Below are 13,644 nucleotides of genomic sequence, written 5' to 3' on the forward strand. Positions count from 1 at the left end.
CCCGCGCGCGCCGGGCAACCACGGCGGATCGCGGGCACGCGCGTCACACGCGTGACACACCTGACTGCCACAATGGGGATCATGTCGACGCACCACCCAGGCACCCGCGCACCGGCTCCCGAGGACGCGAAGGCGCAGCTGCGGACCTCGATCCGCAAGGCTCGTCTGCATCGCTCGGAACGACGGCGTGCCGAGCTCGCAGAGCAGCTGCGCGACCACGTGCTCGCGCTGCCGGAGATCGTCCAGGCGGACTGCGTCTCCGTGTACGCGTCGAGAACCCACGAGCCCGGCACCCTGCCTCTCATCGAGGCCCTCCACGAGCGAGGCGTGCGCATCCTGGTGCCGCGCCTGGGTGACGGCCTCCAGCGCGGCTGGTCGCTGTATCAGGGGGCCGAGGACCTCATCGAGCGCGCCCCCGGCCGGCCCCCCGAGCCGTCCGGCGAGTTCCTGCCGCCCGACGCGATCGGCGACGCGCAGGTGGTGGTGGTCCCCGCCCTCGCGGTGGACAGCACCGGCACCCGCCTGGGCCAGGGCGGCGGCTGGTACGACCGCGCTCTCGAGGGGCTCGATCCCCGGGTGCCCATCGTCGCGCTCACCTTCGCCGCCGAGTTCCGCGGGCCCGACGAGCTGGCCCTCCCGCGCGAGTCGCACGACGTGGGCGTGCACCGCGTCATCACTCCGGAGGGAACCACCGCGCTGACGGCGTAGAATACGCCCATGCCCACGTACGCCTACGCCTGCCGAGCCTGCGGTCACACGTTCGATGCTGTCCAGTCGATCCACGACGACGCTCTCGAGGCCTGCCCCTCATGCGAGGGCTCGCTGCGTCGCGTGTTCGGCAACGTGGGCGTGACGTTCAAGGGCTCGGGCTTCTACCGCACGGACTCCCGCGCGGCCGCCAAGTCTGACTCCTGACGTCCTGCCCCCGCAGCGGCTCACCAGTGCGGCGGACGCTCCCTCTTGAGCTCCTCGGCGCGGTCATCGTGATCACGCCCACCCCAGCCCTCGTCGACATCCTCGGACGCGCGCGTGGGGATCAGGGGACGGTCCGCTCCGCGGAGACGATCCTTCGCCGAGCCTGACCGCGCCGGGCCGGCGGAGCGCGGCGCAGGAGGCGCGGGCTCGTCGGACTCCTCGGACTCCTCGGACTCCTCGGACTCGCCAGGCTCCTCGGCGTCCTCCGCCGACTGCTCCGGCGCTGACTCCTCCGTTGCGGGCTCCTCCGACACTGGCTCCTCTGCGACGACCAGGCTCGGTTCGGCCTCGTCCTCCACGTCGTCGGGAGCCTCCTGGCCGAGCTCGTCGAGCTCGAGCATTCCCGGAACCTCGACCGGTGCGGGGGCTGGCTCCGCGTGGGGCTCTCCTGGGCCATCAGGCGCGTTCGGGGGTGCTGCAGGAACCTCGATCTCGAGAGCTTCCTGCACCATCTGGGGCCCGGTGTCCTCCAGAGCCGCCATCACCTGGTCGGCGGCCGCATCGGGATCCATGAAGACGTCGAGGGTCCACAGGGACACCACGCGCCAGCCGAGCGCCTCCAGCGACGCCCGCTGCCAGCGCATCCGGTCGCGCAGCGACGCGGAGCCCGCAGGAGCCGCCTCATCGGTGACGACGGCCACCCGGTAGCCGCGGTCGCGCTTGCCGCCCACGACCATGGGCACCGCATCGGGGCCGTTGCCGTAGCGCACGTGCACGGCGTATCCCGCCAGGCGCAGCCGCTGAGCCACGTCGGACAGCAGCCAGTCGCTGGGTGCGGGCTCCGGTCGCTCGGGCGCGATCGCCTGCTCGCCGGCGGCCTGCAGCAGGTCTCGCAGATCCTCGGTGCCTGCTCCCTCGACACCGTCGGCGGGCAGGTGTGCGGCGTCCAGCGCCGAGAACACGGTGAGGCGTTCGCGCGTCGCGACCAGCGCCTGGACCAGCGCCTCCCGGCCCCACGACTCGGACAGCGCACCCAGGCCGCGTGGCGCGGTGCCGCGGGAGTCGCGCGCGAACCCCAGCGACAGCACCACCTCGTCGACGACGGGGCCCGCCACGTCCCCGAGCACCGCGACGGGGACGGTCGCCGCCAGCCGCGACGAGCGCTCGCGCAGACCCTCGCGCAGTCGCGCGGCGTGCAGGTCGTTGCCCGCGATGATCATCAGCGAGTGGCGCGGGAGCGAACCGTGGGACTGCTGGGCATGCTCGACCACGGCGGAGACCTCGGCGCGCGTGGACTCCACCGCATCGGCGCCCGCGACCGGCGCGCCCACGCCATCGACGTGGCGCACCTGGAACGCGCCGGACTGCTCGGCCGCCGGCAGTGCCTCGACGCTGCGCCCGTACGCGGCCCGGCTGAGCACGGCAGTCACGCGCACGTCGCGGGGCTGGGGGGTGGCGTGCAGGGTGACGCGCGGCAGCATCGCGGCCAGCACGGAGATCGCCGAGCGCGTGGCGGCGTGCGCATCGCCCACCACGACCACCTGCTTCGCGCGGGCGAGCACGGGCACGAGCTCCGCGAGCGCCAAGGATTCGCTGGCGACCACCACGGCGACGTCGAACACGCGGGAGGGAGGCGCGAGCCGTGACACCTGCTCGGCCTTGGCGACCACGATGGGGCGCAGCGCGGATGCCAGCGGGCCGAAGTCCCGCCACAGCTCCTTGATCGACGCCTCCCCACCCTCGACGAGCGCGGCGAAGAGATCCCGCGCCAGGTCGGGGTGACGGGCGATGGCCGTACGGCGCCGCTCGGCTGCGGCTCGCATCAGAGGGCCGATGCGCGAGGCGGCGAAGGCCGCGTCAGCGCTGCGGAAGCGCTCCACGGCCTCGCCCAGCGCGCCGTACTCCGTCAATGCGGCGTCCGAGGAGACGATCGCGTCGAATGCCGCGGCCCACCACGCGAACTCCAGGTCGCGTCGCACCTGGGCATCGTCCGCGTCGCGCGAGCGCAGGTCCTCGATCAGCGGCCCGAAGCCAGCGGCCTCGACATCGAGGCCCAAGGGCTCGGAGCTCGACACCTCGAGGGTGCCGGGCAGTCCCTGACCCAGGCGGTCCAGCACCCCGACCATCTCGTCCCACGGCGCGCTCGCGAGGTCCGCCTCGTCGAGCGCGGTCTCGACGGGCTCGCGCAGCGTCCCCCACAGCGACACGGCCTCGGCCACTCGCTCGGAGAAGATGTCGTAGTCGTCGGGGACGGTGGGCCAGCCGCCGGCGGAGCAGTGGTGGCGCCACTGGAGCGCGAGCTCGTGGGCCCTCACCAGGTCTGCATGCAGCGACTCCTTGCCGCGCCCGGGCCGCAGCAGCTCGACGGCGCGACGCATGAGGGCGCGCCGCTCGCGGCGAGGCAGGTCGACGTGCCGCGGTGATCCATGCGGCGCGGTCGCCGCCACCAGGTCGTGCAGCGCTCGGTGGAACACCGCGGGCGAGAAGATCTCCAGAATCTCCCGGAGCTGCTCGAACATGGTCACCTGGTCCACCCAGGTGTCCATCGACCCCGCTTCGTCCACTCCGGTCTCGTGAGCGGCGATCGCGGCCTCGGCGCGCAGCTTGGGGATCACCCGGCCCAGGAGCGTGGACAGCGCCTCGTCCAGCCGCACTCCCTCGTCGGGCTCGACGGCGTCCTTCCACCAGGGGTCGCCGCCGGACGTCTGCGGCTCCGCGGGCTCCTCCACGGGCTCCGGCTCGTCCTCCGACGGGGGGCGCAGCACCGCCGAGATGGCGTGCGCGACCGAGGCGAACCCGTGCTCCGCCACCACGGCGCCAGCGTCGCGCGACAGCCGCATCGTGGTGCCGGGCGCAGGATCCGAGGTGGTGAGCCGCACGATGGACTGCACGGCCTCGAACACGCTCACCCCCCACGGGCGGTGGGAGCGGTGCAGAGCGTCGAAGCGGCGATGCAGCTCGGCGCGCGTGCGCAGCAGCGTCTCTCCCGAGCTGCGCAGCGCGGCGTCGTCCACCTGGGGAGTGCCCATCGTGATGGACTCGAGCAGGCGCGCCCGGGCCTCGGCGTTCCACTGCGGCACGGTCGCGTCGACCACGAGGTCGGGCGCTCCCAGCAGCCTCAGCCGGTCAGTGATCGCCGCCAGGGTGCGGTCCGCTCCGCCCACCACGCCCACGGTCTTGCCTGATGCGGCGCCGTCCGCCGCCACCGCGGCGGCCATGCCCACCGCATCGGCGCCAGGGGGAGCCTGGAGGAACACGTCGCGTCCGGTGGCGATCAGGTCGAGCACCGCGAACTGGACGTCGTCGAGGTCGCCCACGCCGCGCTCGGCGAACGGGTCGCGGTCGCCGCGCGGGAAGGCCGGCAACGGCTCGTTGAGCAGTGCGACGGCGTCCTTGTCCCCGGCGGCGGCGGCCAGCACGGTGGACGCGGCGATCACGGGATCGCAGTCGTCGAGATCGTCGAGCAGACGCTGCTCGGGGTCGTCGAACACCCCCAGCAGCAGCCGGTCCAGCACCTCGAGGTCGTCACCCAGCAGCTCCGTGAGCCCGCGCACCGCCTCCCACAGCGGCCGCGGATCGAAGTCGCGGCCCGCGGTGACCTGCGGAAGCGTGAGCTCCTTCCCCGCGAAGACCGCGCGCTCGCGCACCACGGACAGGAACACGGGGTTGAGGAACACGTCGTCACGCAGCGTGACCTGGACGTCGTCCGCGCGGTAGCGGTCGAGGCCCACCGCACGCATCAGCAGCGGCATCTCGACGCGGCCGTCCTCCGTGGTGAACGCCACGGTGCCGATCACCAGCGCCGGGGTCCACGCTCCGGTGGCGGCGCGCACCCGCTCCGCCTCGTCGATGATGAGCCGCGCGCGGTGCAGCCCGCCCTCGCGCGCCTGGCTGTCGCGCAGCAGCGAGGAGATGGCGGTGGGGCGGCTCGCGAACAGCTGGGCAAGTCCGGAAGGGTGGCTGGAGCGCAGGTCGATCAGGCTGGCCTGGGTGGCGACGAGGTCGCGCAGCGGCGAGACCGTCGCACGGTCCTGCAGCTGCTCGCGCCACTCGCGAAGGGCGTCCGCGACCAGCGCGCGCCCGATGTAATCCACCACTCCCCTACGGTATCCGGCTGCACCTGAGCGCCCCGCTCACCACGCCGTCCGCGCACGGCGCACGGCCGCCCGAACGCAGAAACAGTGCGCGCCGACTTAGGCAGCCGACACGCACCGTCAGCGAGATTGTGAACCCTCGGGGCAGGCGTCGTCAACTTCGACCGTCAAAGGTGCGCCTGGGCAGATTCGAACTGCCGACACCCGCTTTAGGAGAGCGGTGCTCTATCCCCTGAGCTACAGGCGCCTGGGGCACCTACGAGGGTACCCGCATCGGCCATTCTCACCGGCACAGGACGGCCGATGTGAGGGTCACCACTTGGCGTGGACGTGCTCCCTGATGCGGTCGTTGTAGATCGCCGCGAGGTCCGCCATGGTGCGCTCGTCGAGCTCCGGCATGTCCGCCGCGCCAGCGTTCGCGCGCGCCTGATCGGGGCTCGAGGCGCCGGGGATGATGGTGGCAGCGCCCACCGCTCCGATCCAGGCGAGCGCGAACTGCGCCGTGGTCCAGCCCTCGGGCGTGAGCGCCGCGACCTCGCGGGCCGCGTCCACGCCCACCTCGTACGGGACGCCGGCGAAGGTCTCGCCGATGTTCATCTTGGAGCCATCGCGGTTCCAGTTGCGGTGGTCCTCCGCCGCGAACTGGGTGTTCTCGTCGTACTTGCCGGACAGCAGGCCGGACGCGAGGGGCACACGCGCGATGATGCCCACGCCGGCCTCGTTGGCGGTCGACACGACCTGCTCGAGTGGCTTGCGGCGGAACACGTTGAGGATGATCTGCACCGTGGCGACGTCGGGGTCGCGCAGCGCGTCGAGCGCCTCGGAGCACTCCTCGACGGAGACGCCGAAGTGCGCGATGCGACCTTCCTCGCGCAGCGTGCGCAGGTCGTCGTAGGTGCGAGGGTCCGCGAGCACCTCGGACGGCGGGCAGTGCAGCTGCACCAGGTCCAGGGTGTCGACGCCGAGGTTCTCGCGCGAGCGGTCCGTCCAGCGGCGGTAGTTGTCGAGGGTGTACGCCTCCGCGACGTGCGGGTCCGCGCGCCGGCCCATCTTGGTGGCGACGAACACCTCACCGGGACGGTCCGCGATGAACTGCCCCACCGCCTTCTCGGAACGGCCGTCGCCGTAGACGTCCGCCGTGTCGAAGAAGGTGACGCCGGCATCGGCCGCCGCGCGGAGGATCTCCTGCGCGGTGTCGTCGCCGACGTGGTGCCAGTCCGCGCCGAGCTGCCAGCAGCCCTGTCCGATGAGCGAGATCTCGCGGCCCAGCCGCGGTACGAAGGAGGTGCGCATGCCTCCACCCTATGACCCTGCCCGGAGTGTCCGCGACGCGAGGGCGGCGTCCCGTCGACGCCCCCTCACCTTCCCGGAGAGCACGAGAGCCGCCTTCCCAGGGAGGGAAGGCGGCTCTCGAGGGCGCTGCGGGAACTAGCCCGTCACGCGCACGTAGGTGGGGTTGGTCTGCCAGATCGCGCGGAACTGCAGCGTCTTGCCGGGGCGAGGCGCGTCGATCTGCAGGTTGGGACCGGCGTAGATGCCCACGTGGCCGGGCGACACGATGATGTCTCCAGGCTGGGGCGAGTCCACGCGGGTGCCCACGTTGTAGTAGGCGCCGGACGAGCGCGGCAGCGAGATGCCGAACTTGGCGAACACGTACGACGTGAAGCCCGAGCAGTCGAAGCCGGCCGGCGACGAGCCGCCGGAGACGTAGGGCGCGCCTACGTACTTCGCTGCCTCAGCGATGATCGCGGAGCCGGAGACGGCTGCGGCGACGGCGCTGGACTGCGCGACCGGGCGAGCGCCCGTTCCGCTCGACGAGCTCGAGCTGCTGCTCGTGCTCGCAGGCGCGGGTGCTGCGGCTGGCGGCGGGGGCGGCGGCGGGTCCTCCTTGACGGAGATCTCCGGCGTCGCGATGTCGATGTCGATGTCCTCGGACGCCGTCACCGAGGCGGTGACGCCAGCGAGGTCGGCGGCGGCGGCGCCGTCACCGGCCTCGATCGACGCGATCTCATCGATCGGTGCGGTGGCGAGGGTGTCGGGGTTGACGCCGTCGGTGGTCAGGTCCTGCGAGACGAGAGCGGCCGCAGCGGCCCCCGTGAGAGGCACCACGACGAGTGCTGCGCCGGCCGTGGCCGCCACTGCACGCGTCCTGGCGCGCATGTATCCATACCTCAAAGTCTCGTTCCTTCCGCATTGCCATCAATGCGTCGATGTTCCCTGGCCCAACGTACGGCATCCCGGCACTGTGCCGAGCGCCTCCGTCGAACCCGCGAGGTGGTGCTCCTCTGTGTCACTAGGCGCCCATGTTACCAATTTGTGATGAAACGCCAACTCGAGGGTGTCCGAAGATGTGCCGCGCGGCGTCGCGACTGAGTGACAGGCCCTCGCCGCCGGCGCTGGCCATGACCCGCTCGCCATCCACCGCGACCTCCACCGTCGCGCCTGGTACCAACCCGGCGGCGACCGCGGCCACCAGGAACCCGTCAGACGCCTGAGGATTCTCGCCGATGCGCACCAACGTGACCTTGGCCACACCGTTGTCCGCAGCGGCTTCGAGGGAGATCACTGGCGTGTCGTCCGGCGTGTCGGCTGCGAGCCCCAGCTCCTCGAGAGCCGGGATCGGATTGCCGTACGGGGACACCCGCGGCTCGTGGAGCAGCTCGACCAGCCGGCGCTCCACGCGGTCGCTCATCACGTGCTCCCAACGGCAGGCCTCCTCGTGGACGTAGGGCAGCTCGAGGCCGATCACGTCGATCAGCAGCCGCTCGGCCAGCCGGTGCTTGCGCATCACGCGCACCGCGGCCTCACGGCCGGCGTCCGTGAGCTCGAGGTGACGATCGGGTGCCAGAGTCACCAGCCCATCGCGCTCCATGCGCGCGACCGTCTGGGACACCGTGGGGCCGGAGTGGCCCAGCTGCTCCGCGATGCGCGCCCGCATGGGAGTGACTCCGTCCTCGATGAGCTCGTAGATGGTCCGCAGATACATCTCGGTGGTGTCGATGAGGTCGCTCATGCGGAATGCCGCCCCAGTCCGCGGTACGTCCAGCCCGCGTCGATCCAGCTCTGGGCGGGCAGGCAGTTGCGCCCATCGATGATGCGCTTGTGGGCGACGAGCCGTCCCACCGCCTCCGGGTCGAGATCGCGGAACTGCCGCCACTCCGTCGCGATGATCACCAGGTCCGCCTCCTCGACGGCCTCCTCGGCCGAGCCCGCGAAGTCCAGCGTGGGCCAGATGCGCGCAGCGTTGTCCATGCCCTCCGGGTCGTGCACGCGCACCTGCGCCCCGGACAGGTGCAGCTTGCCCGCCACATCGAGCGCCGGGGAGTCGCGGACGTCGTCGCTGTCCGGCTTGAAGGCGGCTCCGAGCACCGCGATGCGGGCACCGTTGAGGCTGCCACCCACCTCGCGGGTCGCGAGCTGGACCACGTGCTCTCGCCGGCGCATGTTCACGTTGTCGACCTCGCGCAGGAACGTGAGTGCCTGGTCCACGCCCAGCTCGCCCGCGCGAGCCATGAAGGCGCGAATGTCCTTGGGAAGGCAGCCGCCGCCGAAACCCAGCCCCGCGCCCAGGAACTTGCGACCGATGCGCTCGTCGTAGCCGATCGCGTCCGCGAGGTCGCGCACATCCGCCCCCGTGGCCTCGCAGACCTCGGCCACCGCGTTGATGAAGGAGATCTTGGTCGCCAGGAACGCGTTCGCGGAGACCTTCACGAGCTCGGCCGTCGCGAGGTCCGTCACGACGAGCGGAGTCTCGCGCTCGAGCGCCTGGGCGTAGACCCGGCGCGCGACCTCCTCGATCCGACCGGGGTGATCCACGTCGACGCCGAGCACGAGCCGGTCAGGGCGCAGAGTGTCCTGGACCGCGAATCCCTCGCGCAGGAACTCAGGGTTCCATCCCAGCTGCGCCTGGTCGCCCACCGGCGCGAGCTCGCGCACCCGGGCAGCCAGGCGTGCCGCCGTGCCCACGGGGACGGTCGACTTGCCCAGGATCACGGCAGGGCGGGTCAGCAGCGGCGCGAGCGTCTCGATCACGGCGTCGACGAAGCGCATGTCCGCGCCGTAGCCGCCCTTGACCTGCGGGGTCCCGACACCGATGAAGTGGACGTCCGCGAACGCCGCCGCCTCGGCGGCATCAGTGGTGAAGCGCAGGCGTCCCGAGTCGACGTGCTTGCGCAGCAGCTCCGGCAGTCCGGGCTCGTAGAACGGCACATCGCCGCGCTGGAGGCGCTCGATCTTGGCGGCGTCGATGTCGACGCCGATGACCTCGTGGCCGAGCTCGGCCATGCCGGCCGCGTGGGTGGCGCCCAGGTAGCCCGTGCCGAAGACTGCGATGCGCTCTGACATGCGCCACAGACTATCGGCTCGCGCCGGCCTCACACAGGGGCGGGACGCAGGTGCGCGACCACGGCGGTGCCGGCGACGGCGACGCGTGCGGAGCCGCGACCGTGCGGCACGAACACGGCCTGTCCGCGAGGGAGCTCGAGCGTCTCTCCTCCGGCGTCGATCAGCGCGGAGCCCTGCACGACCAGGACGATGCGCGGGCCCGGCGGCACCTCCGCGGCGCCGTCCGTCACGACGGTCAGGGCGAACTCCTCCGCCTCCGTCGTCAGCGTCACCGCCGCACCCGCGTGGGTCACCTCCGGATGCGCGGCGGGACATGGCTCGGTGTGGGCCAGCCGCAGCAGCAGCGGGACGTCGACCCGCTTGGGGGTCAGGCCAGCCCGCACCACGTTGTCCGAGTTCGCCATGACCTCGATCCCGAGGCCCGACTGATAGCTGTGGAGCACGCCCGCCCCCGTGTAGACGGCCTCGCCTGGCGCGAGATGCACCACATTGAGTGCGAGCGCCACCATCGCGCCGGGATCCCCGGGGAAGTGCTCGAGCGCGCTGGCGGCGACCGCGAGGTTCGACCCCTCCCGCGCATCGGCCCCTGCGCGGGCGAGTGCCGCGAGCGTTCGCTCATCCGCGGCTCCCGCGAGCGCCGCGGTGATGTAGTCGTCGAGGTTGCCGGACGCGAGCGCGTCCGCGAGGGCCGCGGATCCGGGCGTGCGCACCAGCGCGAGGTCCGCGCTCAGCGCCTCGAGCGGCCGCACCCCGGCGAGCACCGTCATCGGGGTGAGGGCGTAGACCATCTCCGGCTTGTGGAACGGATCGAGGAACTGGTGGGGCGCCCCGCCGGTGCCGCGCTGCTCCGCCGCGAATCCCTCGCGCGCCTGCTCGAGCGTGGGGTGGACCTGGATGGACAGCGGCTTGTGGATCGCGAGGAGCTTGAGCAGGAAGGGCAGTCGGGCGCCCCAGCGGTCCGCAGACTCCTGGCCCAGGCACTGCGCAGGGTCCTCCGCGATGAGGGCATCGAGGGTGAGGTCGCCGTGATCCGAGTCCGCGTGCGACGGTGCGGAGTCGTGCGCGCCCCACCATGCCTCGGCCACCGGCTGGCCGGTGAAGGGCAGGCCGAGCAGCTCGGGAATGTCCCGCGTGGTGCCCCACGCGTAGTCCCTCAGCACGGGCCTCATCAGGTGCATGGCGGACAGTCTGCCAGGTGGCCCCGCACTACGCTGTGGCCATGGCGCGAGATCTCACCATTCCCTCACATCTGCTGCCCCAGGACGGGCGGTTCGGCTCAGGCCCCTCCCGTGTGCGCGACGCGCAGCTGCAGGCGCTCATGGCGGCACAGCCCGGGGTGCTGGGCACCTCTCACCGGCAGGCTCCCGTCAAGGATGTGGTCGGTGCCATCCGTGAAGGGCTCGCGCAGTTCTACTCGCTGCCGGACGGGTACGAGGTCATCCTCGGCAACGGTGGCGCCTCGAGCTTCTGGGACGCGGCGGCGTTCTCCCTGGTGGAGTCCCGCGCGCAGCACTGCGCGTTCGGCGAGTTCGGATCCAAGTTCGCCGCGGTCACCGCGAGCGCTCCGTTCCTCGAGCCCTCCGAGATCCGCACCGCGGAGCCCGGCGAGGTCGCGGTGCCGGAGGCACACGAGGGCATCGACGTCTACGCGTGGCCGCACAACGAGACCTCGACGGGCGCCATGGCGCCCGTGCAGCGGCCCGCTGGTGCCGGCGACGCGCTCACCGTGATCGACGGCACATCCGCGGCCGGCGGGCTCGCACTCGACGCGACCCAGGCGGACGTGTACTACTTCTCGCCGCAGAAGAGCTTCGGCTCCGACGGCGGGCTGTGGTTCGCGCTGGTCTCCCCCGCCGCGATCGAGCGCATCGAGCGCATCGCCGGCTCCGGGCGCTGGATCCCGCCCACGCTCGATCTCGCGACTGCGCTGGAGAACTCGCGTCAGAACCAGACCCTCAACACTCCCGCGGTCGCGACGCTGGTGATGATGAACGCGCAGATCGAATGGCTCAACGACAACGGTGGAATGTCCTTCGCCACCGGTCGTACCAGCGAGTCCGCGCGCCGCGTTTATCGCTGGGCGGACGGTTCTCCATATGCTGAGACATTTGTCACAAGCCATTCAAATCGGTCATCCGTGGTGGCTACTGTCGACCTGCGCCACCCGCTGGACTCGGTCGAGATCCGCTCGATCCTGAAGGCGAACGGCGTCGTTGACATCGATCCGTATCGCAAGCTCGGGCGCAATCAGATCCGCGTCGGGATGTTCCCGGCCGTGGATCCCGACGATGTCAGCGCCCTCACGGGATGCATCGACTGGATAGTGGAGAGATTGGTGACATGACCGAACAGCAGGACGTCCTCGAGACCCGCCGGCCCAAGCGTCGCGCCCTCGGACTCGTCCTGCTGGGCATGATCCCGCTCGCCGTGGCCGGCACCGCCGGCGCCGCGGCCTCCGCGTTCGTCCCCACGCCCGCGCAGACCCCGGTCGCGCTGCCCGCGACCGTCACCGTCGACAAGCCTGCCTCCACCGACCTCGCCCCGGTGATCGCACCCGGCAGCGCGACGGCCGTCGACCTCGAGGTCGAGGTCCCGCAGATCACGGTGAGCATCCCGCCGCCGCCCGAGCCGGAGCCGGAGCTCGCACCCGTCTCCCCCCAGGCGTCCGGCTCGTCGGGCTCGTCCCAGTCCTCCGGCTCCTCGGGCTCCACGGGCTCCTCGACGCAGAAGTCGTCCGGCTCGACGTCCACCAAGTCCTCCGGCTCCTCGAGCTCGGAGCCGGCCCCCAAGCCTGCTCCCCAGCAGACCGCCGACTCCTACTGCTCGGCGCCTTCCTCCCCGTACGCCGCCGGCGGCAGCGCCAAGGGCCTGCTGACGGCCGCGAACAAGGAGCGTGCGCGCATCGGCGCCGGAGCCCTGTCGTGGAGCGGCAGCCTCGCCTCCGCCGCGACCTCCTGGTCGCAGACCATGGCCAGCAAGGACACCGCCAGCAACGGCGGGGCGCTCGCTCACAACCCCAACCGCCCCGGCGCGGAGAACGTCGCGGTGAGCGGCTCCTCCGGCGGGATGTCAGTGGGCAGCGCGGTTGCTCGTGCCCACAACGGCTGGATGTACTCCTACGGCCACTGCGTGAACATCATGAACCCGGCGTACTCGAGCATGGGAGCCGGCACCGCGTCCACCGCGGACGGCAAGGTGGTCTACACCACCGCGAACTTCCGCTGATCCGGGGCTGACGCACCCCAGCGTGAATGAGCCCCGCTGGCGGCGAGGCTCTCGACCCGCAGTCAGCGCTGGTCGTCGGTCGGAGCCGCGTCCTCGACGGTCGGCGGCTCGCCGGACGCCGATGCGGGCTCAGGCTCGCTGACATCGGTCGCCTCGGGCGCCTCGGGTGATTCGGGTGGCACCGGCGACTCGGGCGCGGCGGCGTCCACGGGCTTCTCGGTCGGCGCTGGAGCGTCGGCGACCGTCGCATCGGCCGTCTCGGTGCTCGCGTCCTCAGGCACCGCGTCCGCAGCGGTCGTCGCCTCCGGCACAGGCTCGGGCTCCGTCTCGCTCAGATCGAGCGACACGGCGGCATCGGTGTCGATGACGGGCTCCACGGCCGGCCACTTCGAGCTCTGCTTCTCGACGTCCGTCTGCGAGTGCGCCCCGCAGCCGTGGTCCACCGCGACCACGCGTCCGTCGGATGGCGACCACTCGTTCGCGCACGCACCGAAGGCGGTGCGCATCGAGCCGGACAGCGGGACGAAGAAGGCACATGTCGAGCATGGGGACGTCGAGGCGATCGCGGACGCCGCGGTGGGGCCGTGAGATCCGCGCATCCACCGCTCGGCGGCACTGTCGCGACCCTCGGGTCCCAGCACCCTCTCGCGTCCCAGGCCCAGCTCCCAGATCGCGAGCTCGTCGAGGTCCTCGTCGCCCGTCTCCTCGAAGCCCGGCACCAGGCGCGGGTCCTCCTGGATGAGCGGCAGCACCATCGAGGCCTCGAGATCGCCGGGGCGGATCCGCTCGGCCCACGGCACCCAGGACGGTGCCAGCAGCGCGTCGTCGGCCGGAACCAGGTGCGCCTCGCACACCGTGGCCTCGCGCGCACGCGGGGCGCGCGCGACCGTCACCGACCAGACCCAGCCGCGGTAGCCGGGAAGCGTGCACGCGAACAGATGCGTGACCAGCCGGTCGCCGTCCTCGTGCGCCGACAGGTGCGCACCCACGGGCTGCTCGCCCTCCGCCGCCTCGATGGCGGCGGCGCGCGCGAGATCGACCGCCTTCTCCAGCACTGCGTCCATCG

General features: G+C 72.0%; 10 protein-coding genes, 1 tRNA gene and 1 pseudogene. 4 read left to right on the plus strand and 8 right to left on the minus strand.

Going from position 1 to position 13,644, the window contains the following annotated elements:
- Nucleotides 1-81 precede the first annotated feature (81 nt).
- Together Dac01nite_RS02185 and Dac01nite_RS02190 are read left to right on the plus strand one after the other, a co-directional pair.
- Entirely contained in the window at nt 82-708 is a 627-nt protein-coding gene (locus Dac01nite_RS02185; protein WP_203653128.1) for a 5-formyltetrahydrofolate cyclo-ligase, read from the plus strand.
- 9 nt (nt 709-717) lie between these two features.
- Nucleotides 718-906, plus strand: a pseudogene (locus Dac01nite_RS02190) (FmdB family zinc ribbon protein); the annotation flags it as partial.
- Nucleotides 907-935: 29 nt separating this feature from the next.
- On the opposite strand, the gene Dac01nite_RS02195 reads toward Dac01nite_RS02190, so the two are convergent.
- The 7 genes from Dac01nite_RS02195 to manA form a co-directional block, all read right to left on the minus strand.
- Nucleotides 936-5,012, minus strand: coding sequence for a PDDEXK-like endonuclease domain-containing protein (locus Dac01nite_RS02195; RefSeq protein WP_203653130.1), 4,077 nt, complete (start codon nt 5,010-5,012; stop codon nt 936-938).
- Between the two features lie 171 nt (nt 5,013-5,183).
- A tRNA-Arg gene (locus Dac01nite_RS02200) sits at nt 5,184-5,256 on the minus strand.
- A 65-nt stretch (nt 5,257-5,321) separates the two neighbouring features.
- Nucleotides 5,322-6,302 carry an aldo/keto reductase gene (locus Dac01nite_RS02205; RefSeq protein ID WP_203653131.1) on the minus strand — a complete coding sequence of 327 codons (981 nt, stop codon included), beginning with the start codon at nt 6,300-6,302 and terminating at the stop codon, nt 5,322-5,324.
- A 135-nt stretch (nt 6,303-6,437) separates the two neighbouring features.
- On the minus strand, nt 6,438-7,169 hold the full coding sequence (locus tag Dac01nite_RS12165; RefSeq protein ID WP_203653132.1) for a C40 family peptidase: 732 nt from the start codon (nt 7,167-7,169) through the stop codon (nt 6,438-6,440).
- A 133-nt stretch (nt 7,170-7,302) separates the two neighbouring features.
- Nucleotides 7,303-8,022 (minus strand): metal-dependent transcriptional regulator, encoded by a 720-nt coding sequence (locus tag Dac01nite_RS12170; protein ID WP_203653133.1) that lies wholly within the window; start codon nt 8,020-8,022, stop codon nt 7,303-7,305.
- Nucleotides 8,019-9,353, minus strand: coding sequence for a UDP-glucose dehydrogenase family protein (locus Dac01nite_RS02220; protein WP_203653134.1), 1,335 nt, complete (start codon nt 9,351-9,353; stop codon nt 8,019-8,021). Before Dac01nite_RS02220 ends, Dac01nite_RS12170 begins: the two co-directional genes overlap by 4 nt.
- A 29-nt stretch (nt 9,354-9,382) precedes the next feature.
- Nucleotides 9,383-10,531, minus strand: coding sequence for a mannose-6-phosphate isomerase, class I (gene manA, locus Dac01nite_RS02225; RefSeq protein WP_203653135.1), 1,149 nt, complete (start codon nt 10,529-10,531; stop codon nt 9,383-9,385).
- Nucleotides 10,532-10,572: 41 nt separating this feature from the next.
- Between manA and serC the strand changes: the two genes are divergently transcribed.
- Together serC and Dac01nite_RS02235 are read left to right on the plus strand one after the other, a co-directional pair.
- Nucleotides 10,573-11,697, plus strand: a complete 1,125-nt coding sequence (gene serC, locus Dac01nite_RS02230; RefSeq protein WP_203653136.1) for a phosphoserine transaminase — start codon at nt 10,573-10,575, stop codon at nt 11,695-11,697.
- Nucleotides 11,694-12,578 (plus strand): CAP domain-containing protein, encoded by an 885-nt coding sequence (locus tag Dac01nite_RS02235; protein ID WP_203653137.1) that lies wholly within the window; start codon nt 11,694-11,696, stop codon nt 12,576-12,578. Before serC ends, Dac01nite_RS02235 begins: the two co-directional genes overlap by 4 nt.
- 62 nt (nt 12,579-12,640) lie before the next feature.
- Here Dac01nite_RS02235 and Dac01nite_RS02240 read toward each other — a convergent pair whose 3' ends face one another.
- The gene (locus tag Dac01nite_RS02240) at nt 12,641-13,642 is read right to left on the minus strand and encodes a DUF3027 domain-containing protein (RefSeq protein ID WP_203653138.1); all 1,002 of its coding nucleotides are present in this window, start codon (nt 13,640-13,642) and stop codon (nt 12,641-12,643) included.
- Between the last annotated feature and the right edge of the window lie 2 nt (nt 13,643-13,644).

The organism is Demequina activiva, from assembly GCF_016862815.1.
Taxonomy (GTDB): Bacteria; Actinomycetota; Actinomycetes; order Actinomycetales; family Demequinaceae; genus Demequina; species Demequina activiva.